Source organism: Pistricoccus aurantiacus (assembly GCF_007954585.1).
In the GTDB taxonomy this organism is placed as follows: domain Bacteria; phylum Pseudomonadota; class Gammaproteobacteria; order Pseudomonadales; family Halomonadaceae; genus Pistricoccus; species Pistricoccus aurantiacus.
The window spans coordinates 1,080,532-1,102,260 of record NZ_CP042382.1 but is presented as its reverse complement, the minus strand read 5'-3'; the positions used below and the strand labels follow the sequence as shown (position 1 = coordinate 1,102,260).

19 protein-coding genes, 2 rRNA genes, 1 other RNA gene and 1 pseudogene are annotated in these 21,729 nt (G+C 59.4%); 7 read left to right on the top strand and 16 right to left on the bottom strand.

Annotated elements, in window-relative coordinates; translation table 11 throughout:
* Nucleotide 1: 1 nt before the first annotated feature.
* From dnaJ to grpE, 3 genes are all read right to left on the bottom strand, one after another.
* On the bottom strand, nucleotides 2-1,150 hold the full coding sequence (gene dnaJ / locus FGL86_RS05280; RefSeq protein WP_147183610.1) for a molecular chaperone DnaJ: 1,149 nt from the start codon (nucleotides 1,148-1,150) through the stop codon (nucleotides 2-4).
* Nucleotides 1,151-1,238: 88 nt separating this feature from the next.
* Complete coding sequence (gene dnaK, locus FGL86_RS05275) at nucleotides 1,239-3,161, bottom strand: molecular chaperone DnaK (RefSeq protein WP_147183609.1); 1,923 nt, start codon at nucleotides 3,159-3,161, stop codon at nucleotides 1,239-1,241.
* 130 nt (nucleotides 3,162-3,291) lie between these two features.
* Complete coding sequence (gene grpE / locus FGL86_RS05270) at nucleotides 3,292-3,930, bottom strand: nucleotide exchange factor GrpE (protein WP_147183608.1); 639 nt, start codon at nucleotides 3,928-3,930, stop codon at nucleotides 3,292-3,294.
* Nucleotides 3,931-4,148: 218 nt separating this feature from the next.
* Here grpE and recN point away from each other — a divergent pair, with 218 nt between their 5' ends.
* Entirely contained in the window at nucleotides 4,149-5,822 is a 1,674-nt protein-coding gene (gene recN / locus FGL86_RS05265; RefSeq protein ID WP_147183607.1) for a DNA repair protein RecN, read from the top strand.
* 83 nt (nucleotides 5,823-5,905) lie between these two features.
* On the opposite strand, the gene fur is transcribed toward recN, so the two are convergent.
* Complete coding sequence (gene fur / locus FGL86_RS05260) at nucleotides 5,906-6,355, bottom strand: ferric iron uptake transcriptional regulator (RefSeq protein ID WP_147183606.1); 450 nt, start codon at nucleotides 6,353-6,355, stop codon at nucleotides 5,906-5,908.
* 72 nt (nucleotides 6,356-6,427) lie between these two features.
* Here fur and FGL86_RS05255 point away from each other — a divergent pair, with 72 nt between their 5' ends.
* On the top strand, nucleotides 6,428-6,919 hold the full coding sequence (locus tag FGL86_RS05255) for an outer membrane protein assembly factor BamE (protein WP_147183605.1): 492 nt from the start codon (nucleotides 6,428-6,430) through the stop codon (nucleotides 6,917-6,919).
* A 15-nt stretch (nucleotides 6,920-6,934) separates the two neighbouring features.
* Here FGL86_RS05255 and FGL86_RS05250 read toward each other — a convergent pair whose 3' ends face one another.
* The gene (locus tag FGL86_RS05250; RefSeq protein WP_147183604.1) at nucleotides 6,935-7,279 is read right to left on the bottom strand and encodes an RnfH family protein; all 345 of its coding nucleotides are present in this window, start codon (nucleotides 7,277-7,279) and stop codon (nucleotides 6,935-6,937) included.
* Nucleotides 7,269-7,703 carry a type II toxin-antitoxin system RatA family toxin gene (locus FGL86_RS05245; RefSeq protein WP_147183603.1) on the bottom strand — a complete coding sequence of 145 codons (435 nt, stop codon included), beginning with the start codon at nucleotides 7,701-7,703 and terminating at the stop codon, nucleotides 7,269-7,271. The genes FGL86_RS05250 and FGL86_RS05245 overlap by 11 nt, the downstream gene beginning before the upstream one ends.
* Before the next feature lie 142 nt (nucleotides 7,704-7,845).
* On the opposite strand from FGL86_RS05245, the gene smpB reads away from it, so the two are divergent.
* Both smpB and ssrA read left to right on the top strand, forming a co-directional pair.
* Nucleotides 7,846-8,328 carry an SsrA-binding protein SmpB gene (gene smpB / locus FGL86_RS05240; protein WP_147183602.1) on the top strand — a complete coding sequence of 161 codons (483 nt, stop codon included), beginning with the start codon at nucleotides 7,846-7,848 and terminating at the stop codon, nucleotides 8,326-8,328.
* Nucleotides 8,329-8,385: 57 nt separating this feature from the next.
* Nucleotides 8,386-8,765: a transfer-messenger RNA gene (ssrA, locus tag FGL86_RS05235) on the top strand.
* A 42-nt stretch (nucleotides 8,766-8,807) separates the two neighbouring features.
* Here the strand turns inward: ssrA and FGL86_RS05230 are convergent.
* Nucleotides 8,808-9,695 (bottom strand): AEC family transporter, encoded by an 888-nt coding sequence (locus FGL86_RS05230; RefSeq protein ID WP_147183601.1) that lies wholly within the window; start codon nucleotides 9,693-9,695, stop codon nucleotides 8,808-8,810.
* Between the two features lie 107 nt (nucleotides 9,696-9,802).
* On the opposite strand from FGL86_RS05230, the gene hisC reads away from it, so the two are divergent.
* Complete coding sequence (hisC, locus tag FGL86_RS05225; protein WP_147183600.1) at nucleotides 9,803-10,858, top strand: histidinol-phosphate transaminase; 1,056 nt, start codon at nucleotides 9,803-9,805, stop codon at nucleotides 10,856-10,858.
* Nucleotides 10,859-10,944: 86 nt separating this feature from the next.
* Here hisC and FGL86_RS18085 read toward each other — a convergent pair whose 3' ends face one another.
* The 3 genes and pseudogenes from FGL86_RS18085 to tnpB (FGL86_RS05215) all read right to left on the bottom strand — a co-directional run bounded on the left by FGL86_RS18085 (nucleotide 10,945) and on the right by tnpB (FGL86_RS05215) (nucleotide 12,901).
* Nucleotides 10,945-11,082: a transposase domain-containing protein gene (locus FGL86_RS18085; RefSeq protein ID WP_246131784.1), complete on the bottom strand. Its 138-nt coding sequence runs from the start codon at nucleotides 11,080-11,082 to the stop codon at nucleotides 10,945-10,947.
* Between the two features lie 75 nt (nucleotides 11,083-11,157).
* Nucleotides 11,158-12,407: pseudogene (tnpC, locus tag FGL86_RS05220) on the bottom strand (IS66 family transposase); the annotation flags it as partial.
* A gap of 158 nt (nucleotides 12,408-12,565) precedes the next feature.
* Nucleotides 12,566-12,901 carry an IS66 family insertion sequence element accessory protein TnpB gene (gene tnpB / locus FGL86_RS05215; RefSeq protein WP_147183599.1) on the bottom strand — a complete coding sequence of 112 codons (336 nt, stop codon included), beginning with the start codon at nucleotides 12,899-12,901 and terminating at the stop codon, nucleotides 12,566-12,568.
* Between the two features lie 293 nt (nucleotides 12,902-13,194).
* On the opposite strand from tnpB (FGL86_RS05215), the gene istA reads away from it, so the two are divergent.
* The gene (istA, locus tag FGL86_RS05210) at nucleotides 13,195-14,682 is read left to right on the top strand and encodes an IS21 family transposase (protein WP_147183137.1); all 1,488 of its coding nucleotides are present in this window, start codon (nucleotides 13,195-13,197) and stop codon (nucleotides 14,680-14,682) included.
* Nucleotides 14,679-15,548 carry an IS21-like element helper ATPase IstB gene (gene istB / locus FGL86_RS05205; RefSeq protein ID WP_147183138.1) on the top strand — a complete coding sequence of 290 codons (870 nt, stop codon included), beginning with the start codon at nucleotides 14,679-14,681 and terminating at the stop codon, nucleotides 15,546-15,548. The genes istA and istB overlap by 4 nt, the downstream gene beginning before the upstream one ends.
* Nucleotides 15,549-15,617: 69 nt before the next feature.
* On the opposite strand, the gene tnpA (FGL86_RS05200) is transcribed toward istB, so the two are convergent.
* From tnpA (FGL86_RS05200) to FGL86_RS05175, 6 genes are all read right to left on the bottom strand, one after another.
* Nucleotides 15,618-15,923 carry an IS66-like element accessory protein TnpA gene (tnpA, locus tag FGL86_RS05200; protein WP_147183598.1) on the bottom strand — a complete coding sequence of 102 codons (306 nt, stop codon included), beginning with the start codon at nucleotides 15,921-15,923 and terminating at the stop codon, nucleotides 15,618-15,620.
* Entirely contained in the window at nucleotides 15,886-17,457 is a 1,572-nt protein-coding gene (gene tnpC, locus FGL86_RS05195; protein WP_147183139.1) for an IS66 family transposase, read from the bottom strand. The genes tnpA (FGL86_RS05200) and tnpC (FGL86_RS05195) overlap by 38 nt, the downstream gene beginning before the upstream one ends.
* A gap of 92 nt (nucleotides 17,458-17,549) precedes the next feature.
* Nucleotides 17,550-17,885: an IS66 family insertion sequence element accessory protein TnpB gene (gene tnpB / locus FGL86_RS05190; RefSeq protein ID WP_222433786.1), complete on the bottom strand. Its 336-nt coding sequence runs from the start codon at nucleotides 17,883-17,885 to the stop codon at nucleotides 17,550-17,552.
* Nucleotides 17,882-18,250 (bottom strand): IS66-like element accessory protein TnpA, encoded by a 369-nt coding sequence (gene tnpA, locus FGL86_RS05185; protein WP_147183597.1) that lies wholly within the window; start codon nucleotides 18,248-18,250, stop codon nucleotides 17,882-17,884. Before tnpA (FGL86_RS05185) ends, tnpB (FGL86_RS05190) begins: the two co-directional genes overlap by 4 nt.
* A gap of 284 nt (nucleotides 18,251-18,534) precedes the next feature.
* Nucleotides 18,535-18,650 (bottom strand): 5S ribosomal RNA (rrf, locus tag FGL86_RS05180).
* A gap of 96 nt (nucleotides 18,651-18,746) precedes the next feature.
* Nucleotides 18,747-21,643: ribosomal RNA gene (locus FGL86_RS05175) — 23S ribosomal RNA — on the bottom strand.
* Nucleotides 21,644-21,729: the final 86 nt, after the last annotated feature.

Below are 21,729 nucleotides of genomic sequence, written 5' to 3'. Positions count from 1 at the left end.
CCTAGGATTTCATGTCCTCGAAGAAGCGTTTCACGCCGTCGAAGAAGTTGCTTTTCTTCGGTGAGTGGCTGTTGCTTTCACCGAGGCTTTCCTGAAACTTGCGCAGCAGATCCTTCTGGTGCTCGGTGAGCTTGACCGGGGTTTCCAGGGCGACTCGACAGATCAGGTCGCCAGGCGTGCCGCCGCGCACCGGCTTGACACCCTTGCCGCGCAGGCGAAACAGCTTGCCGGTCTGGGTTTCCGCAGGGATCTTAAGCTTGACCCGGCCGTTCAGGGTCGGCACTTCCAGCTCGCCCCCCAGGGCCGCATCGACGAAGTTGATCGGTACTTCGCAGTGCAGGTTCTTGCCGTCCCGCTGGAAGATCGGGTGGGGCTTGATCGCTACCTGGACGTACAGATCCCCCGGTGGGCCGCCGTTGATGCCGGTCTCGCCTTCGTTGTTGAGGCGAATACGGTCGCCGGTATCCACGCCGGCGGGAATCTTCACCGACAGGGTACGAGTTTCGCGTACCCGGCCCTGGCCGTTACATTCATGGCAGGGCACCTTGATATGCTGGCCGCTGCCGTGACAGGTGGGACAGGTCTGCTGCACGGCGAAGAAGCCCTGCTGCATGCGCACCTGGCCATGACCGTGACAGGTCGGACAGGTTTCCTTGCTGGAACCCGGCTCGGCGCCTTCGCCGTCGCAGCGCCCGCACTCCACATGACGCGGCACGCGAATATCGACGCTGGTACCCGTCACCGCATCTTCCAGATCCAGCTCCAGGTTGTAGCGCAGATCCGAGCCGCGCTGAGGCGCATTGGGATGACGGCGTCCGCCACCGCCTCCACCGAAGATATCGCCGAACACGTCGCCGAAGATATCGCTGAAACCGCCGGCACCGGCACCGCCAAAGCCGCCGGCGCCGAAGCCACCAGCCTGGCCGTCGACTCCCGCGTGGCCGAACTGATCGTAGGCGGCGCGCTTTTCGTTATCCGCCAGCACTTCGTAGGCTTCGGACACTTCGCGAAATTTTTCCGCAGAACTATTGTCACCGGCATTGCGGTCGGGGTGATATTTCTGGGCGAGACGCCGGTAAGCCTTCTTGATCTCTTTTTGATCGGCCCCACGCTCGACGCCCAGGATTTCGTAATAATCGCGTTTGGACATGGAATCGTCCGCCTCCGTAGCGCCGTCGCGGAAACGCCAACGCGGGAGGCATCCCCCGCGCTGGCGTCATCCGTGACTCAATCGTGGTTTACTGCTTTTTCTGATCGTCGTTGACTTCTTCGTACTCGGCGTCGACCACGTCATCATCCTTCTTGGCGCTCTCGCCTTCCGCTGCGCCTTGGCCCTGCTGCGCCTGTTCAGCGTACATCTTCTGAGCCAGTTCGCCGGAGGCTTCGGTCAAGGTATCGAGTTTCTTCTGAATCTCGTCCTTGTCGTCGCCCTTTAGTGCTTCTTCAAGCTCGCTGATCGCGGTTTCGATCTTCTGCTTCTCGTCGGCACTGGCCTTGTCGCCGGCTTCTTCTAGGGTCTTGCGAGTGGCGTGAATCATGCCGTCCGCCTGGTTGCGCAATTGCACCAGCTCCTCGAACTTCTTGTCCTCGTCCGCGTGAGCCTCGGCGTCGCGCACCATCTGCTCGATCTCGTCGTCGGAAAGACCGCTGGAGGCCTTGATGACGATGGACTGCTCCTTGCCGGTCGCCTTGTCCTTGGCGGAGACGTTGAGGATACCGTTGGCGTCCAGGTCGAAAGCGACCTCGATCTGCGGCATGCCGCGCGGCGCCGGCGGAATGTCCGCCAGGTCGAAGCGACCCAGTGACTTGTTGCCGCTGGACTGCTTGCGCTCGCCCTGCAGCACGTGAATGGTCACGGCGGTCTGATTGTCATCCGCGGTGGAGAAGGTCTGAGTCTTCTTGGTCGGAATCGTGGTGTTCTTCTCGATCAAGGGCGTCATCACGCCGCCCAGGGTCTCGATCCCCAAGGTCAGCGGCGTCACGTCGAGCAGCAGTACGTCCTTGACATCGCCGCCCAGCACGCCACCTTGAATCGCCGCACCCACGGCCACGGCTTCATCCGGGTTGACGTCCTTGCGGGCGTCCTTGCCGAAGAACTCGGCGGCCTTCTTCTGCACCAGCGGCATGCGGGTCTGACCGCCCACCAGAATGACGTCGTCGATCTCGGACGCGGACAGGCCGGCGTCGGAAAGCGCGGTCTTGCAGGGCGTGAGAGAACGCTGCACCAGCTCTTCCACTAAGGACTCGAGCTTGGCTCGGGTCACCTTGACGTTAAGGTGCTTGGGTCCGGTGTTGTCCGCGGTGATATAGGGCAGATTGACATCGGTCTGCTGGGCGCTGGACAACTCGATCTTGGCCTTCTCTGCGGCTTCCTTGAGACGCTGCATGGCCAGCTTGTCCCCGGACAGATCCATGCCGCTGTCAGCCTTGAACTGATCGACCAGGTAATTGATCAGCTGCATGTCGAAGTCTTCGCCGCCCAGGAAGGTGTCGCCGTTGGTGGCCAGCACTTCGAACTGGGTCTCGCCGTCGACATCCGCCACTTCGATGATAGAGATATCGAAGGTGCCGCCGCCCAGATCATAGACCGCGATGGTCTTGTCGCCACGAGCCTTATCCATGCCATAAGCCAACGCCGCCGCGGTAGGCTCGTTGATGATACGCTTGACGTCGAGACCGGCGATACGACCGGCGTCCTTGGTGGCTTGACGCTGGGAGTCATTGAAGTAGGCCGGCACGGTGATGACCGCCTCGGTGACGGTTTCACCGAGATAGTCTTCCGCGGTCTTCTTCATCTTCTTGAGCACTTCCGCGCTGACCTGCGGCGGCGCCATCTTCTTGCCTTTCACTTCCACCCAGGCGTCACCATTGTCCGCCTTGGTAATGGTGTATGGCACCATCTTGATGTCCTTCTGCACCACGTCGTCGTCGAAGCGACGACCGATCAGGCGCTTGATGGCGTACAGGGTGTTTTCCGGATTGGTGACCGCCTGGCGCTTGGCCGCCTGGCCCACCAGGGTTTCACCGTCATCGGTGTAGGCGATGATGGAAGGCGTGGTACGTCCGCCTTCAGCGTTTTCGATGACCTTGGCCTGACCACCGTCCAGTACGGCAACACAAGAGTTGGTGGTCCCCAGGTCAATACCGATAATGCGTCCCATAGGAAATCCTCGAAAGTTTTACGTTTTGCGAATAGTGTTGATTTGAACCGTGCGACAATCGCCGCGAAGCTGACGTTTATGTGGGGCCCGCCCGGATCATTTCAAGGCTTGGCGCCACATTGGTTAACGTTCACTTAGCCGCCTGACTTACCACCACCATCGCCGGGCGAACCAGGCGATCGTTGAGCAGATAGCCCTTCTGGATCACCTCCATCACGGTGTTGGGGTCGAGTTCCGGATTGGGCACCATGGCCATGGCTTCATGGTATTGCGGGTCGAAGGGCTCGCCTTGAGGATCCACCACCTCGACGCCGAACTTCCTAAGTGCATCGAGTTGCATCTTCAAGGTCATGGAAACCCCTTCGCGGTGGGCATCGCTTGCCTCTTCCTCCATGGCTTCAAGCGCTTTTTCCAGGGAGTCCACTACCGGCAGCAGTTCCTTGACAAATTTCTCCAGGGCGAACTTACGCGCCTTGTCGACCTCCTGTTCGGAACGCCGACGCACGTTCTGAGTTTCCGCCGCGGCGCGCAGCGCCTGATCGCGAGTTTCCGCCAGGCGTTGCTCCAGCTCCTCCACTCGAGCCGTGAGAGCCTCCGAGTCCGCCTCGACGATGTTATCCGCATCCGCTTCCGCTTCGATGGCCTCCAGCGCATCCTGGGCGTCATCGGGGCTCTGCAGTTCGTCCTCGAATTCTTCTACCTGAGGCTCCGCATCGCGGACGGCCCGTTCGATTTCTTCATCCAGAGGAGTCTGGGTATCTCTAGCCATGGGAGAGTCTCCTGACAGCAAAAAACGGCGCTTGGCCGTATTGGCGACTGACTGTTGACGATTTGCTAGCCGTTTCGGCTAATTGATTTGCTGCCTATATGGGGATGCTTGACAAGAACTCAAGGACGGAATGTGGATAAAACTGGTGGTTGTCCGCCATTATCGACTACTGTATAAACGAACATGTCAATAAACAGCGACCCGAGCAGGAGACGCTCATGCTGGTGCAATTAGCCATTCGCGACTACGCCATCGTCGATAAGCTCGACCTGGAGCTTGGCGGCGGCATGACCGCCATTACCGGTGAAACCGGCGCGGGCAAATCGATCCTGCTGGGTGCCTTGAGCCTATGTTTAGGCGAGCGCGCCGACGCGGGCAGCATTCGTCATGGCTGCGAGCAAGCGGATCTCAGCGCGCGTTTCGATATTGCCGCGCTTCCCGAGGCGCAGGCCTGGCTCGAAAGCCGTGAACTGTCCAGTGACGACTGTTTGCTGCGCCGGGTCGTTACCGCTGGTGGGCGCTCCAAAGCGTGGATCAATGGCCAACCCGCCACCATCAGCGATCTCAAGGCGCTTGGCGAGCATCTGATCGAGATACACGGCCAGCACGCCCATCAAGCTTTGTTAAGGGAAGAAACGCACCTGCGTCTGCTGGATGATTTCGCGGGTCACGCGAACAAGGTGCGCGAACTGGCGATTCTCTATCGCCGCTGGCAGGAGAAGAATCGACGCCTGAAGCAGCTGACAGAAGACGGCGACGAACTGCAGGCACGTTGCCAGCTTCTTCGCTACCAGGTCGAGGAACTCGACCAACTCGCTTTGGCGGCAGAGGAAGTGAAGGCGCTCGAAAGCGAGCAGGAAACCCTCGCTCACGCGGAAGAGACGCTGCAGGAAGCTCAGTTTGCCAGACAGTGCTGCGACAGTGACGACGGAGGCGCGCTGACCTTATTGAATCAAGCGGTAAACCATCTTGCCCCCTTGCCGGGAAGCGATCGCGGCATTCTCGCGGACGTGCTTGCCATGCTCGGGGATGCGCGCATTCAAGCCGAGGAAGCGGTTCGCGAGCTTGCACGCTTTGCAGACACCACGGAGCTTGATCCGGAGCGTCTGGCCTGGGTCGATGAGCGCCTGAGCGAAGCCCACCGCATTGCCCGCAAGCATCATGTTATGCCAGAAGAGCTGCATGAGCTTCACCAGAAGCTGCATCGGGAGCTTGCCGGTTTCGAGGGGGGCGAACAGGATCTTGAGGCTCTTGCTGAAGAAGTGGAAACTCTTCGCGAGGAATGGCGTCGTCAAGCCAAGACGATCAGCACGGCGCGCCGCAAGGCGGCAGTACGGCTGGCCAAGGAAGTTCAAAACCAACTGACGTTCCTTGCCTTGGGCAAAGCCCAGTTCGAAGTTGCCGTGAAGGAGCGCAGCCAACCGGCGCCGGATGGATTGGATAGCGTGCAGTTTTTAATCAGCACCAATCCCGGCCAGCCCCCACGGCCGTTGGCCAAGGTCGCCTCCGGCGGCGAGCTTTCGCGTATCAGCCTAGCCATTCAGGTGGTAGCCGCCAGCCATTCGACCATCCCTAGCCTGGTCTTCGACGAAGTGGACGTAGGTATCTCCGGCGCTACCGCGGAAATCGTCGGCCAACTGCTGCGGCGATTGGGAAGCGATGGCCAAGTGATGACCGTGACCCATCTGCCTCAGGTGGCGGCCCAGGCGCATCAGCATCTGCATATCGAAAAACAGGCCGAGCGCAATGCCACCTCGACGCGCATGGCGCTGTTGGATGAGGCGGGACGGGTCAGCGAACTGGCAAGAATGCTAGGAGGCATTAAACTCTCGGAGCGTACCTTGGCACACGCCCGAGAAATGTTGGATGCCAGCCAGCATGCCCACCATTAACCTATCTGGAATGAAGCGTCTAAATGCGACAATGCCGACTCGTCAGGATCGGCATTGGGTATTCAAAGCTTGAGACAACACGTCTAACGGCTATTTTTGCCGCCTTCCATGCGGGTTGCTCGTGACCCCCGGGGACGGACATATAGCACGAGATCATGATCGACCAACTCGAAACCGTGCTCTTCGACGATTTCCTTCTGGCGGCGCTCTATGGCTTCATCGAAAAACTCGATGATTTCGCCGCTATCGAGACACACCATGTGATCATGGTGTTCATCATGGGAAAGCTCGAATACCGCGTGCCCCCCGTCGAAGTTATGCCGCACCACTAGGCCTGCGGCTTCGAACTGGGTCAATACGCGATAGACGGTTGCCAGTCCGACATCTTCACCTGCGTCCAGCAGCGATTTATAAACATCCTCGGCGCTCAGATGATGCTGCTCCGGGGCATTCTCGAGAATCTGGAGTATCTTTATCCGCGGCAAGGTGACTTTCAAGCCTACTTTGCGCAGTTCATGGTTCTGATCGGCCATGGTTGCTCTTCGCAGTAACGTGTGAGGTCGGGTATGATCGACCGACTCAACGATAGTGAAGAAAAGGCGCAAATGCAAAAGCTGATTAGAACCGTCACCCTTTCCGTTGCTCTCTCACTGGTGGGCGGCTGTAGCTACTTTGGTGTCTACAAGCGCGACCTGTCCCAAGGCAATCTTGTCACTCAGGATATGGTGGCACAGCTCCAACCGGGCATGAGTCGCAGTCAAGTAGAGTCGATCATGGGCAGTCCAATGGCGCCGGCACCCTTCGACAACAGCCAATGGAACTATGTTTTTCGTCTCGACAAGGCCTATGCAGGGGTCGACCAGCGGCGTGCTACCTTGTCTTTCTCCGGCGATCGGCTGGTGGACATTCAAACCAGCGGCGATCTGACCGGGCTACCAGACTTCACCGGTCAGCAAGGGGTGGGGCCTGCAGCTAGCGAGGCTGTCATTCCTACGGGCAACCTGATCGATCGACAGTCGCGGCGCGTATCCGGAGGAGAGACTGCCGTCGGCGAGCCCGGCAACCCTATCGACAACACGACGCCAGACCGGCCTTGAGAGCACCGACGTTCGTTAGCTGTCGGCTCGACGCGGCGAGCGAGCAGTTTTTGCACGCCGCGCTCGTGCGCTCACGGGATCGATGATCAACGGTCGATAGACCTCGACACGATCGCCTTCGCGCACTTCGTAAGTCGCGGGATCGCGCAGCGGCTTCCCGAAGATACCCAGATCTGCCTGAGTGAATGTATCTATGGGTAATTCGGGAAAGTACTGTTCGAGCTCGGCTAGAGCTACCGCCTGCCTCGCTGTCGTTCCTGCTTCCACGTTCAAGATGACGATCTTTTGATGCGACGGCAAAGCGAAAGCCACTTCGATGGTCACCTTCGAGAAAAAGGGAATTGGCTCCTTATCTTCCATATACCTGATCGGCACGTCGTGTGAAAGAATCCACCAGCTGCCCCGCTACCTGCTGAAACAGTCTGCCGAATGCCATGCCGAGTATCCGATTGGCAAATTCGAATTCCATTTCCAGGCTGACCTTGCAGGCATCCTCCCCCATGGGAATAAAATGCCAGTGGCCATCGAGTCGTTTGAACGGGCCACTGACCAGTGAAAGGTCGATGCGATTCGGCTCATGGAGTTCGTTACGTGTAGTAAAACTCTGCTCGATACCCGCCTTGGCCAGTGTCATCTCACCTACCATATGATGCTCATCGCGCTCGATCAGCCGCGTGCTGCGACAGCCCGGAAGAAACTCAGGATAACGCTCGAAATCATTGACCAAATCGAACATGGCCTTGGGGGAATGCCGCACCAGGGCGGTTCGGTTAACCGTTGGCATGTGCCTCTCCACTGACTTTACCGGGGCTTGGGCGTATTATAGGCGATTGATTCGTCAGGCCTTGAATACTAGCACGCTTCCCCCCACCTTCCCTATGCAGTTCAAGGAAGATGGCTCAAGGCAAATCGAGATATGAGGTTCCATGGCCAACAAGAAAGGCAAGGGCAAAGGCCCGAGCAGTCACGTCATCGCGCAGAACAAGAAAGCGCGCTTTGAATATCATATTCAAGAAACCTTCGAAGCGGGTCTTGCCTTGGCCGGCTGGGAGGTCAAAAGTTTGCGTGCGGGCAAGGCACAGCTTACCGACACCTATATCTTGATCAAAAATGGCGAAGCCTGGCTGCTGGGCAGTCACATCACACCGTTGAATACCGCCAGTACCCATGAGTTGGCGGATCCCACGCGAACTCGCAAGCTTCTGCTGCATCGCAAGGAAATTGCCAAGATATTCTCGCGCACCCAGGAAAAAGGTCACACCTGCGTGCCCTTGAAGCTCTACTGGAAACGCAACATGGTCAAATGCGAACTTGCCTTGGTCACCGGTAAGAAGTTGCACGACAAGCGTGCCACCGAAAAGGAACGCGATTGGAACCGACAAAAAGCAAGGATCATGCGCGAACATTGAAGCCACCACTTGAACTGGCGTTGCATCGTCCCCATCTGATAGACTGAAAGCGCAATTGGGGGCGACATGGCTTCGACGCCGATGACAACCTCCTAGGTGCATGCCGAGAGTGTGATGTATCTCGTAAATCCAATATCACGATTAAATAGTCGCAAACGACGAAAACTACGCTCAAGGTGCCCTGGCAGCCTAACAGCTGTTAGTGGTTAGCCTGGCCCCAACGCGATGTGCCTATCTATCGCCGCGGGGATATGAGCTAAAGCGGATAGGATCGCGATTGACTTTGTTCTCGCGTCAATTGCTAAATATTAGAGGAATCGCGCTACAGTATCCTGCTCGTCGGAGGCTGTAGTGTTAAATTAAAAGACGAACCTAAGCATGTAGAGCCGAAGAGCGAGTGTCGGCGGACGCGGGTTCGATCCCCGCCGCCTCCACCAAACAAGTGTACGAATCAAGCACCTTCGGGTGCTTTTTTCGTTTTATATTTCACCATAGGCAAATACGAACCCTAATACCAATGGCATGACAACCAGACTACCGAGATTACCAATTAGTACTAGCGATGCTACCTTGTGAGGTTCTTGTCGATACTGTTCCGCTACCAGGTAATTAAGCACCGCTGGAGGCAAGGCAGCGAATACCCATAATGTCGCCGCCTGCAATCCGGACAAGTTGAACCACAGCACGAAAGGAATCGCCATCAATAACCCACTCAGCGGGCAGAGAATAGCGCCTAAAAGACCGAGCTTCCAACCGCTGAAATCGATATCCAGCATGCGCACGCCAAGAGCGAACAACATGAGAGGAATACTGATCTCTCCCAGCATATGAGTTCCTTCCAACAACCATTCCGGCAACGGAACATCGACAAGATTCACAGCTAGCCCGGCAAGGCTGGCAATAACGATTGGAATACGCAGAAGCTGACGCAAAGAAGTCAGGGGATTGACCAAGTAAAGGCCTACCGAAAAATGCAGCAGCATTTCCACTATAAAAACAATAACCGCCGCTGGTAACGCCTCTTCGCCAAAAGCAAAAACGATCAGAGGAATCCCCATGTTGCCCGTATTGTTGAACATCATGGGCGGCAGGAAAGTCCGTCGATCAAGATTTAAAAAATACGCCACTGGCCATAGCAATAAGCCTGAACCAAGTACGACTCCCCCCGCCGCTATGGCCAAACCGATATATTCGCCAAGCATCGCCTGCTGATTCGCTAGCGCCGCAAACACTAGTAACGGTACAAAAAGCTCCATATTGAGACGATTTAGAGTGTTTATGGCCGCCGTTCGAAAATATCCATAGAGCGACCCTATTCCTGCTACCAAAAATATAGGCAGCAGAGTGGCAAAAACCTGTGCAATCATATCCTCTCCATAGGTTTCAAATGCTTTTGCTCCCACTGAAGCAGCTTGCACGAAACCCTGAGACCCGGCACCATGGGAACATTCCCCCAGCCTTGATATAAAATCTCATGAGCCGATTCTGGAGTCCTGTCGTTCACACTCTGACGCCTTATGTACCCGGCGAGCAGCCTCGTGAACGAGTGATCAAGTTGAATACCAATGAAAATCCTTATCCACCAGCACCCGGCGTAGGCAAGGTGCTACGTGAATATTCTACCAATCGCCTTCGCCTTTATCCCGATCCCGAATCTCGTGCACTACGGGAAGCGCTGGCGAAATATTATAATGTTGCAGTGAAACAGGTATTCGTCGGTAACGGTTCGGATGAAGTTCTCGCCATGGCTTTTCAAGCATTTTTTTGTCAAGACGAGCCGCTGATGATGCCGGCAATTACCTATAGTTTCTATCCAGTGTATTGCCAGCTTTACGAAATCAAGTATCAAACAGTTCCTTTAAAGGAAAACTGGCAAGTTCCACTTGATGCTTTTGATCCACGTTGCGGCGGCATCGTCTTTGCTAACCCCAATGCACCCACCGGCCATGGCCATCAACGCGACGCCATCGACGCTTTCTTGAAACGAGTTGACCAATGTGTTGTCTTGATCGACGAAGCATATGTAGATTTTGGCGGTGAAAGTGTTATACCACTGACAACACAATATCCTAATCTATTAGTCACCGGCACGTTTTCTAAATCGAGAAGCCTCGCAGGATTACGTCTAGGCTTTGCCATCGGCTCTCGTGAACTCATTGAAGGACTAGAGCGTGTCAAAAACTCCTTCAATTCTTATCCTATTGATAGCTTGGCAAGCGCTGCAGGCATTGCGGCACTAGAAGACCAGCTACATTTCGAAAGCTGCCGTGCAAAAGTCATTACTACAAGAGAACGCATCCGTGCGAGTCTCGAGATACTAGGTTTCGAGGTTATGCCGTCGCAAACCAATTTCTTGTTGGCTCGACATCCTGGATATGACGCCGCATTTCTATTTACCGGTCTACGCGAGCGAGGCGTTCTAGTACGCTATTTCAATACTGAATCGCTATATGATTTCTTGCGTATCAGTATCGGCACCGACGCCGAAATGGAAAGTTTTATCGAAGCGCTTGAAAGTATTTTACATTAAAAGCCGATAGTGGAGTTTTGTACAATTCTATCTTGAATAAGATGGGACTTTTTTGTAAGCGTCCGCCGATCACTCTTCGCGCGTGATCAGTCGCCCAGTTGCCAGTGCTGAGGCAGGAGTTCGTGGACCTGACTGGCTTTCTGTGTCGGCAGTCGAGTCAGCACGTCTTTCAGGTAGGCATGCGGCTCCAGGCCGTTCAGCTTGGCGCACTGAATGAGGCTCATGATGGTGGCGGCGCGCTGGCCACTGCGTAGTGACCCGGCGAACAGCCAGTTCGAGCGGCCCAGCGCCCAGGGACGAATCAGATTCTCCACCCGGTTGTTGTCGATCGGCAACCCGCCGTCGTCGAGGTAGCGCGTCAGCGCCGTCCAACGCTTCAGGCTGTAGTCCAGCGCCTTGGCCGTCGCCGAGCCGTTCGGGACCTTCTCGCGATGAGCCAGCATCCAGCGGTGAGCGCATCGGCGATGGGCTTTGCTCTTGTCTCCCGCAGTCGTTGGCGTGCTTCCGCGGTCAGCGACTGGGCCTCGCGCTCCACCTGGTAGAGTTGGCCGATCAGCTCGATGGCCTGCCCGGCGATCTGGCTCTTGCCGGCCTCGTGCAAGTCGACGAACTTGCGCCGCGCATGGGCCATGCAGCCGATCTCGGTGACGCCGTTGGCAAAGCTCTGCTTGTAGCCGCTGTAGTCGTCGCAAATCAGCTTGCCTTGCCAGTCGCCGAGGAAGTCACGGGCATGCTGGCCGCCGCGCCCCCCGCTGAAGTGATAGATGATCGCTTTCAGCCCGGCGTAGGGCGTGGTGGCATAGGCCCAGAGGTAGGCGCGATGGGTCTTCTTCTTGCCCGGGGCGAGCATCGGTACCGGGGTTTCGTCGGCATGCAGCACCGACTCGCTGAGCAGCAGGTCACGCAGGGCATCGATCAACGGTTGGAGCCGCACGCCGCAGATGCCGACCCACTCGGCCAGGGTGGAGCGCGGAATCGCCACCCCGGCGCGGGCGAAGATCTGCGCCTGTCGATACAACGGCTGATGGTCGGCGTATTTGGCGATCATCACCTGAGCCAGTAGCCCCGCGGTGGGGATGCCCTTGTCGATGATCTGCGCCGGCATCGGCGCCTGGGTCAGTGTCTCGCACCCGTCACAGACCCACTTGCCGCGGATATGGCGCTCGACGGTAAACACACCGGGCGTATAGTCGAGCTTCTCGCTGATCTCCTCGCCGATTCGCCGCAGCTTACAACCACACGCGCAGTGCGCATTCTCCGGATCGTGGTGAATCTCGGTGCGCGGCAGTTCAGGAGGCAAGGGGCTGCGCTTGGGGGTCTTCTTGGCCGCCGGCGGAGTGGAGGTGAGTTTCAGGTCCTCCAACTCGGTCTCGATGGCGGCGATGTCGGCATCGACCCCCTCGTCCAGCAGGCTGATCTGCAGCCCATTGAGGTACTCGCTGCGCTGGCCGAACGTGTGGCGCTTGAGCAGCGCCAGTTCATGAGTCAGCTTCTGGTTGATCTGCTCGCTGTGGCGGAGGGCTTTGTCCTTTTCCTCCACCTGAGACATCAGCGTTGCCGCCAGGTGGCGGAGCTGGTCGGGAGAGAGCTGGGACAGATCGGGCGGCGTGTTCATTCGCCGAGTATGCCAGCTCGCCGGCGAGAGCGGGATTAGCGCATCCGCGAATAACGAGGTGGGAGATTCTATGCCGCTCCCAGCCTGAAGCATCAGACTACCGAGATCACCCCACCGGCGCCGAGGCGCTGCCAGGGCAGGCCCTGAACCAGCGCCGTCACTTGCTCAGGCGACAGTTCCACCCGGTCGCCGTGCCGGTTACCGGCCCAGTGGAACTTGCCCTGGTTGAGGCGGCGCGCGCACAGCCAGACCCCCAGGCCATCGTGGATCAGCACTTTCATGCGGTTGCCGCGCCGGTTGACGAACAGATAGGCACAGTGCGGTCGGGCGGTGCCGAACACCTTGACCACCCGAGCCAAGGCGGTATCGGGGCCGGCGCGCATGTCCAGCGGCTCGGTGGCCAGCCAGATCTCGTCGATACGGATCACGACAGCAGGTCCCGAAGCAGCGCCCGACAGCCCTGCGCATCGGACACCGGCCATTCGATGGTCACCGTGCCTTTGGGAGTCGGCAGTGAAAGGCGTATGCAAAGCGACAATCAAGATGAGAGTCACGCGACAATCAAGATGAGAAAGCCGAGACCTTCGGTCGTCGACGTCGGGAGGGCGTAGCCCGAACGACCTCGACGACTCAAAGGACGGCGGGATCCCCTCAGGGAGCCCGCCGGGTGATCGCGGCCAACCCGGCATAGAGTGGTCTTCTCGCCAAAGAGGATCACCCCGTGCCGGGACGACACATCACCGATCACCAAGTGAGGCTTTACATGACTTTTCGACGTAGTGATAGTCCCACCGCCGCCGCTGCCCACCGCCTCGAGGACGACCCGCGGTTGCCGTCGCAAACGGCGACACCACGCACCCGGCGTCGACCGGATCCGCTGGCCGGTCTCTTCGACGAGGAGGTGGTTCCCCTGCTGGAAGCGGCGCCAGGGCTGCGGTCGGTCGCCGTGTTCGAGGAGTTGCGCTGCCGCTATCCCGAGCTCGAACACGGCATCCGCCGGACCCTGGAGCGCCGGGTGCGCGCCTGGCGGGCAGTGCACGGGCCGGAGCAGGAGGTCATCTTCCGCCAGACCCACGAACCGGGACGCCTGGGCCTGTCCGACTTCACCGACATGGCCGACCTGCAGGTCACGGTGGCCGGGGTGTCCTTGGACCATCGGCTGTACCACTTCCGGATGGCGTACGGCGGCTTCCAGCATGCCCATGTGGTGGTGGGCGGCGAGAGCTTCGTCGCCCTGGCGGAGGGCCTGCAGAACGCCTTGTGGGCCCTCGGCGGCGCCCCGCGCGAGCACCGCACCGATAGCCTGTCGGCGGCCTTCCGCAACCTCGGGCAGGCGGCACAGGATGACCTCACCCAGCGCTACGAGGCGCTGTGCTGGGATTACGGCATGGTGCCGACCCGCAACACCACCGGCGTGGCCCATGAGAACGGCAGCATCGAGAGTGCCCATGGCCACCTCAAGCGCGCCATCCACGATGCCTTGCTGCTGCGCGGTTCACGCCACTTCGATGACCTGACCGCCTACCGCGCCTTCATCGATGAACTGATCAGTCGGCGCAACGCCCGCCATCAGCCCCGTATCGACGCCGAACGGGCGACGCTGCAGCCGCTGCCCCGGCAACGTAGCCAGGACTACGAGGAGATTCGGGTACGGGTGACCTCCTCCGGCGGCTTCACGCTGCGCAAGGTGTTCTACTCGGTACCGTCCCGGCTGATTGGCCATCAGCTGCGGGTGCGCCTGCATGACGATCGCCTGGACGTGTTCGTCGGTGGCAGCGCGCTGATGACCCTGCCCCGCGGGCGCGCCCAGCGTGGTGGCCGGCATGGCCATGTGGTCAACTACCACCACGTCATTCATGCCCTGCGGCGCAAGCCGATGGCGTTGTTGAACCTGGTCTACCGCGACCAGCTGTTCCCGCGGGAGGCCTATCGGCGCACCTTCGATGCCTTGCTCGCCGGCGGGGAGGCCCGTCCGGCCTGCCGCTGCATGGTCGGCCTGCTGGCCTTGGCTCACGAGCGGAGCTGTGAAGCGGCACTCGCGCAGCACCTGGAGGCGTTGCTCGAGGCCGGCGAGTTGCCGCACCTCGACGCCCTGCGAGAGCGTTTCGGTCCTTCTCCGAGCGAGCTGCCCCGCGTCGAGGTGCGACTGGCGCCGCTGGGGATCTATGATGCGCTGATGGACCGCCCGGCGATGGGAGGTGTGGCATGAGCACTTCCTCGACGACCGACGCCGCACGGCTCACTCTGATGCTCACCGACCTGCGCCTGCCCACCATCAAGGCCGTGTGGTCGCGCTTCGCCGACCAGGCCGATCAGGAGGGCTGGCCGGCGGCGAGGCTGCTGGCCACGCTCGCCGAACACGAACTCGCCGAGCGAGCTCGGCGCCGGCTCGAGCGCCACTTGATCGATGCCCGGTTGCCGCCGGGCAAGACCCTCGACAACTTCGACTTCACCGCGGTGCCGATGGTCTCCCAGGCCCAGGTGAGGGCCTTGACCAGCGGCGATCGCTGGCTCGACGAGGGCGCCAACCTGATCCTGTTCGGCCCTCCCGGCGGGGGCAAGAGCCATCTGGCAGCGGCCATCGGCCTGGCCCTGGTGGAGGCGGGTTATCGAGTGCTCTACACCCGCACCACCGACCTGGTGCAGCGGCTCCAGGTGGCCCGTCGGGAGCTCACCCTCGAGGCTGCCATCGCCAAGCTCGACAAGTATCACCTGCTCATCCTCGATGATCTCGCCTACGTCACCAAGGACCAGGCCGAGACCAGCGTCTTGTTCGAGCTGATCAGCGCCCGCTACGAGCAACGCTCGCTGCTGATCACCGCCAACCAGCCGTTCGGCGAGTGGGGCAAGATCTTCCCGGATCCTGCCATGACGTTGGCCGCCGTCGATCGCCTGGTCCACCACGCCACCCTCTTCGAGCTCAACGTCGACAGCTATCGACGCCGTACCGCGATGGAGAACAAGCGCTCGCAAGGGCGGCCGGCAACGCGCGCGACACTCAAGACGAGTCACTCTGTGTCGCCCAGCGACAATGGCTCGACGGACCTGCCTGGCTCACCTGGTGAGGCAGGGTAACAGCGAAGGGGGCCACGACACTCCGGTTCTCATCCTGATTGTCGCTGGCTTCTCATCCAGATTGACGCGCTACAGGCGTATACGCTCGGCTTCCCGATGCTGGCCCGCCGCTGGTGTGGCGGTGCTTGCCATCGGCACTGGAACAAACGCCGGGGTATCACTTACCGGCGCCGACCGCCGAGCCTCGCGGATCCATTTATGGACCAGATTGGCGTTCAGGGCATGCGCCATCGCAATGCCGGCCACCGAGGCATCGGGCTGCTGGCAGGCATTGACGATCCTGGCCTTGAACTTGGCAGTGAAGCGTAAGCGTCCGCTGATCACCGCTTGCCAGCGATCAGTTGCTGTGTTGCCAGTTGTGGGGCAGGAGTTCATGGACCTGGCTGGCCTTCTGCGTCGGCAGCCGTTCCAGCACGTCTTTCAGGTAGGCATGCGGCTCATGGCCGTTCAGCTTGGCGCACTGAATCAGGCTCATGATGGTGGCGGCGCGCTGGCCACTGCGCAGTGACCCGGCGAACAGCCAGTTGCTGCGGCCCAGCGCCCAGGGGCGAATGAGGTTCTCCACTCGATTGTTGTCGATCGGCAACCCCCCGTCATCCAGGTAGCGTGTCAGCGCCGCCCAGCGTTTCAGGCTATAGTCCAGTGCCTTGGCGGTGGCCAAGCCATTCGGGACTTTTTCACGGTGAGCCAGCATCCAGCGGTGTAGCGCATCGGCGATGGGCCTCGCCCTGGTGTCGCGTAGCCGCTGGCGTGCTTCCGCCGTCAGTGACTGGGCTTCGCGTTCTACCTGGTAGAGCTCGCCGATGGTGTCGACGGCCTGCTCGGCGATCTGGCTCTTGCCAGTCACGTGCAGGTCGACGAACTTGCGTCGGGCGTGGGCCATGCAGCCGATCTCGGTGACGCCGTTGGCGAAGTGCTGCTTATAGCCGCTGTAGTCGTCGCAGATCAGCTTACCCTGCCAGTCGCCGAGGAAGTCGCGAGCATGCTGACCGCCACGGCCGTCGGTGAAGTCGTAGATCACCGCCTTCAGTCCGGCGTAGGGCGTGGTGGCATAGGCCCAGAGATAGGCTCGGTGGGTCTTCTTCTTGCCGGGTACCAGCATCGGCACCGGCGTTTCATCGGCATGCAGCACCGGCTCGGCGAGCAGCAGGTCACGCAGCGCATCGACCAGCGGCTGAAGTCGGACGCCACAAATACCGACCCACTCGGCCAGCGTCGAACGCGGGATCGCCACGCCGGCACGGGCGAAGATCTGTGCCTGCCGATACAGCGGCAGATGATCGGCGTATTTGGCGATCAACACCTGGGCCAGCAGGCCGGCGGTGGGGATGCCTTTGTCGATCACCTGCGCCGGCATCGGCGCCTGGGTCAGCGTCTCGCACCCGTCGCAGACCCACTTGCCGCGGATATGGCGCTCGACGGTGAACACGCCCGGCGTGTAGTCCAGCTTTTCGCTGATCTCGTCGCCGATCCGGCGCAGCTGGCAACCGCACGCGCAGTGCTCGCTCTGGGGGTCATGGCGGATCTCGGTGCGTGGCAACTCGGGAGGCAACGGGGTGCGTTTAGGCGTTTGCTTGGCTGACGGTGTTGTAGCGGGGAGAGCCAGCTCTTTCAGCTCGGCCTCGATGGCGGCGATATCGGCCTCCACCCCCTCGTCCAGCAGGCTGATCTGCAAGGCGTTGAGCTGCTCGCTGCGCCGGCCGAACGTGTGGCGCTTGAGCAGCACCAGTTCGTAGGTGAGCTTCTGGTTGACCTGCTCGGTGTAACGCAGCGTCTTCTGGCTCTGCGCCAGTGCCTGCCCTCGCTCCTGCAGCGCCATATCCTGCTGTTTGACCTGCACCATCAGCGTCGCCGCCAGGTGGCGGAGCTGATCGGGGGTGAGCTGGGACAGATCGGGCGGCGTGGTCATTGGGCGAGTATGCCAGCCCACTGAGGACAGCGGAATTAGCGCATCATCGAATGGCCGGGTGCCGCATTCTGTGCCACCCGGTGCGTCGCGCGTCACAGCACCGAAATGGCCCCCGCCGGACCGATACGCTGCCAGGGCAGTCCCTGTACCAGCGTCGTCACCTGCTCGGGGGACAGCGCGACCCGATCGCCGTACCAGTTACCGGCCCAGTGAAACTTGCCCTGGTTCAGGCGCCGGGCGCACAGCCAGATGCCCAGACCATCGTGAACCAGCACCTTCATGCGGTTGCCGCGCCGGTTGGCGAACAGGTAGGCACAGTGCGGTCGGGCAGCGCCGAACACCTTGACCACCCGGGCCAGCGCCGTGTCGGGACCGGCGCGCATATCCAGCGGTTCGGTAGCCAGCCAGAATTCATCGATGCGGATCACGACAGCAGTTCCCGAAGTAGCGTCCGACAGCCCTGCGCATCCGACACGGGCCACTCGATCGTCACTGTCCCCTGGGGACTCGGTAGCGAGAGGCGAATGCGCTCGGCCTCCTGACGCTGAGTCGCCACCGGGGCTGCGGTGCTGGCTATCGGCACCGGGACAAAGGCCGGCCTGTCGTTCACCGCTTCCCTGCGACGCGCCTCACGGATCCATTTGTGCACCAGGTTGGCGTTCAGGGCATGCGCCAACGCGATGCCGGCCACCGAGGCGCCGGACTGGTGGCACGCTTCGACAATCCTGGCCTTGAATGCGGCGGTAAAGCGGCGCCGCTTGCGAGGCGCCTCCAACACGCTTGACTCACTCATGATAGGTGTCCACTTAAAATAGGTGGGCACCTACTCTCTGAGAAGTCGAGGCTCAGCGGAAGGTGTGTTCAGCGGACGCATACAGTGAAGCGGCGGCGCTTGCGAGGCGCCTCCAATACGCTTCACTCACTCATGGTAGGTGTCCACTAAGGAATAGGTGGACACCTACCGTCATCGAAGTCGGGGCTCAGCGGAAGGTGTGTTTGCCGGACGGATACGTAACAGATAACCAGCGACTAAACGCAAGCACCCCCAGCCATTGCTGGCTGGGGGTGGGGAGAGGGGCCTGACGATGACCTACTCTCGCATGGGGAGACCCCACACTACCATCGGCGCTGGGCGGTTTCACGGCTGAGTTCGGCATGGATTCAGGTGGGACCCGCTCGCTGTGGTCGTCAGGCAAAACGGCGATGACCGGCGTCATCACACAATGCCATCATGCTGACGCTACGCTCGCGTATCCGGCGGGTCGGTCACCCAGACCCCTTGGGGTTATATGGTCAAGCCTCACGGACCATTAGTACGCGTTAGCTCAACACCTTGCGGTGCGTCCACAGCGCGCCTATCGACCTCGTCGTCTTCGAGGGTCCTTCAGGAGACTTGCGTCTCGGGGAGATCTCATCTTGAAGGGGGCTTCCCGCTTAGATGCTTTCAGCGGTTATCCCGTCCGCACATAGCTACCGGGCAGTGCCATTGGCATGACAACCCGAACACCAGCGGTGCGTCCACTCCGGTCCTCTCGTACTAGGAGCAGCGCTTCTCAAATCTCCAACGCCCACGGCAGATAGGGACCGAACTGTCTCACGACGTTCTAAACCCAGCTCGCGTACCACTTTAAATGGCGAACAGCCATACCCTTGGGACCGACTTCAGCCCCAGGATGTGATGAGCCGACATCGAGGTGCCAAACACCGCCGTCGATGTGAACTCTTGGGCGGTATCAGCCTGTTATCCCCGGAGTACCTTTTATCCGTTGAGCGATGGCCCTTCCATACAGAACCACCGGATCACTAGAACCGTCTTTCGACCCTGCTCGACCTGTCCGTCTCGCAGTCAAGCACCCTTATGCTCTTGCACTCAGTGCACGATTTCCAACCGTGCTGAGGGTACCTTCGTGCTCCTCCGTTACCCTTTAGGAGGAGACCGCCCCAGTCAAACTACCCACCACACACTGTCCTCGACCCGGATGACGGGCCTGAGTTAGAACGCCAATGATGCCAGGCTGGTATTTCAAGGGCGGCTCCCCGGCAACTGGCGTCACCGGTTCCAAGCCTCCCAGCTATCCTACACAAGCAACATCGGCGTCCCGTGTGAAGCTATAGTAAAGGTTCACGGGGTCTTTCCGTCTAGCCGCGGGTACACCGCATCTTCACGGCGATTTCAATTTCACTGAGTCTCGGGTGGAGACAGCGTGGCCATCATTACGCCATTCGTGCAGGTCGGAACTTACCCGACAAGGAATTTCGCTACCTTAGGACCGTTATAGTTACGGCCGCCGTTTACCGGGGCTTCGATCAAACGCTTCGCGTGAGCTAACGTCATCACTTAACCTTCCGGCACCGGGCAGGCGTCACACCCTATACGTCCGCTTGCGCGTTGGCAGAGTGCTGTGTTTTTAATAAACAGTTGCAGCCACCTGGTATCTTCGACCGCTCTGGGCTAAACCCGCAAGGGGCGTCACCTGACAGCGGCGTGCCTTCTCCCGAAGTTACGGCACCATTTTGCCTAGTTCCTTCACCCGAGTTCTCTCAAGCGCCTGAGGATTCTCACCCTGACCACCTGTGTCGGTTTGGGGTACGGTCTCATGACATCTGAAGCTTAGAGGCTTTTCCTGGAAGCGTGGCATCAATGACTTCCGGACCGAGGTCCGTTCGTTTCGTGTCTCGGCCTTGAGACGACGGATTTGCCTGTCGTCTCGGCCTACGCACTTTCACCAGGACCACCAACGCCTGGCTCACCTAGCCTTCTTCGTCCCCCCATCGCAATGTCCTGAGGTACGGGAATATTGACCCGTTTCCCATCGGCTACGCGTTTCCGCCTCGCCTTAGGGGCCGACTCACTCTGCTCCGATTAGCGTCGAACAGAAACCCTTGGTCTTCCGGCGGGGATGGTTTTCACATCCCTTATCGTTACTCATGTCAGCATTCGCACTCGTGATACCTCCAGCCAGCCTCTCGACTGACCTTCACCGGCGTACACGACGCTCCTCTACCGCGAATCCCTATTCGAAAACAAGGACTCACCCGTAGCTTCGGTAGCTGGTTTAGCCCCGTTACATCTTCCGCGCAGGCCGACTCGACTAGTGAGCTATTACGCTTTCTTTCAAGGATGGCTGCTTCTAAGCCAACCTCCTAGCTGTCTTCGCCTTCCCACCTCGTTTCCCACTTAACCAGCATTTGGGGACCTTAGCTGACGGTCTGGGTTGTTGCCCTTTTCACAACGGACGTTAGCACCCGCTGTGTGTCTCCCACGCGTCACTCACCGGTATTCGGAGTTTGCCTCGGGTTGGTAAGTCGGGATGACCCCCTAGCCGAAACAGTGCTCTACCCCCGGTGGTGCTACGTGAGGCGCTACCTAAATAGCTTTCGAGGAGAACCAGCTATCTCCGGGCTTGATTAGCCTTTCACTCCGATCCACAAGTCATCCCAGCATTTTTCAACATACTTGGGTTCGGGCCTCCAGTTGATGTTACTCAACCTTCACCCTGCTCATGGATAGATCGCCCGGTTTCGGGTCTATTCCCAGCAACTCGTCGCCCTGTTAAGACTCGGTTTCCCTACGCCTCCCCTACCCGGTTAAGCTCGCTACTGAGAATAAGTCGCTGACCCATTATACAAAAGGTACGCAGTCACACGAAAAACGTGCTCCCACTGCTTGTACGCATACGGTTTCAGGATCTATTTCACTCCCCTCACTGGGGTTCTTTTCGCCTTTCCCTCACGGTACTGGTTCACTATCGGTCAGCCAGGAGTATTTAGCCTTGGAGGATGGTCCCCCCGTCTTCAGTCAAGGTTTCACGTGCCCCGACCTACTCGTTTTCACGTGATCGGATTTTCGACTACGGGGCTATCACCCGCTACGGCGGCGCTTCCCAACGCCTTCGTCTAATCCGTCACACGCTTAAGGGCTAGTCCCCGGTCGCTCGCCGCTACTGGGGGAATCTCGGTTGATTTCTGTTCCTCGGGGTACTGAGATGTTTCAGTTCCCCCGGTTCGCCTCCTTTCCCTATGGATTCAGAAAAGGATACTTCGCTTACACGAAGTGGGTTGCCCCATTCAGACATGCCCGGGTCACAGGTTGGTTGCCACCTCACCGAGCCTTTTCGCAGGCTTCCACGTCTTTCATCGCCTCTGGCTGCCTAGGCATCCACCGTATGCGCTTCATCGCTTGACCATATAACCCGAAGGGGTCTCACCCATCGGTGGGTCGCGATGACACAACGTCGCCGGATACGCTTGAGCGTATCTTGCATTCTTTCC

Excerpts from the sequence above, each read along its gene's own strand:
- dnaJ (WP_147183610.1), bottom strand. The coding sequence starts at position 1,150 with ATGTCCAAACGCGATTATTACGAAATCCTGGGCGTCGAGCGTGGGGCC.
- dnaK (WP_147183609.1), bottom strand. The coding sequence starts at position 3,161 with ATGGGACGCATTATCGGTATTGACCTGGGGACCACCAACTCTTGTGTT.
- grpE (WP_147183608.1), bottom strand. The coding sequence starts at position 3,930 with ATGGCTAGAGATACCCAGACTCCTCTGGATGAAGAAATCGAACGGGCC.
- recN (WP_147183607.1), top strand. The coding sequence starts at position 4,149 with ATGCTGGTGCAATTAGCCATTCGCGACTACGCCATCGTCGATAAGCTC.
- fur (WP_147183606.1), bottom strand. The coding sequence starts at position 6,355 with ATGGCCGATCAGAACCATGAACTGCGCAAAGTAGGCTTGAAAGTCACC.
- FGL86_RS05255 (WP_147183605.1), top strand. The coding sequence starts at position 6,428 with ATGCAAAAGCTGATTAGAACCGTCACCCTTTCCGTTGCTCTCTCACTG.
- FGL86_RS05250 (WP_147183604.1), bottom strand. The coding sequence starts at position 7,279 with ATGGAAGATAAGGAGCCAATTCCCTTTTTCTCGAAGGTGACCATCGAA.
- FGL86_RS05245 (WP_147183603.1), bottom strand. The coding sequence starts at position 7,703 with ATGCCAACGGTTAACCGAACCGCCCTGGTGCGGCATTCCCCCAAGGCC.
- smpB (WP_147183602.1), top strand. The coding sequence starts at position 7,846 with ATGGCCAACAAGAAAGGCAAGGGCAAAGGCCCGAGCAGTCACGTCATC.
- FGL86_RS05230 (WP_147183601.1), bottom strand. The coding sequence starts at position 9,695 with ATGATTGCACAGGTTTTTGCCACTCTGCTGCCTATATTTTTGGTAGCA.
- hisC (WP_147183600.1), top strand. The coding sequence starts at position 9,803 with ATGAGCCGATTCTGGAGTCCTGTCGTTCACACTCTGACGCCTTATGTA.
- FGL86_RS18085 (WP_246131784.1), bottom strand. The coding sequence starts at position 11,082 with ATGAGCCTCATTCAGTGCGCCAAGCTGAACGGCCTGGAGCCGCATGCC.
- istB (WP_147183138.1), top strand. The coding sequence starts at position 14,679 with ATGAGCACTTCCTCGACGACCGACGCCGCACGGCTCACTCTGATGCTC.
- tnpA (WP_147183598.1), bottom strand. The coding sequence starts at position 15,923 with ATGAACTCCTGCCCCACAACTGGCAACACAGCAACTGATCGCTGGCAA.
- tnpC (WP_147183139.1), bottom strand. The coding sequence starts at position 17,457 with ATGACCACGCCGCCCGATCTGTCCCAGCTCACCCCCGATCAGCTCCGC.
- tnpA (WP_147183597.1), bottom strand. The coding sequence starts at position 18,250 with ATGAGTGAGTCAAGCGTGTTGGAGGCGCCTCGCAAGCGGCGCCGCTTT.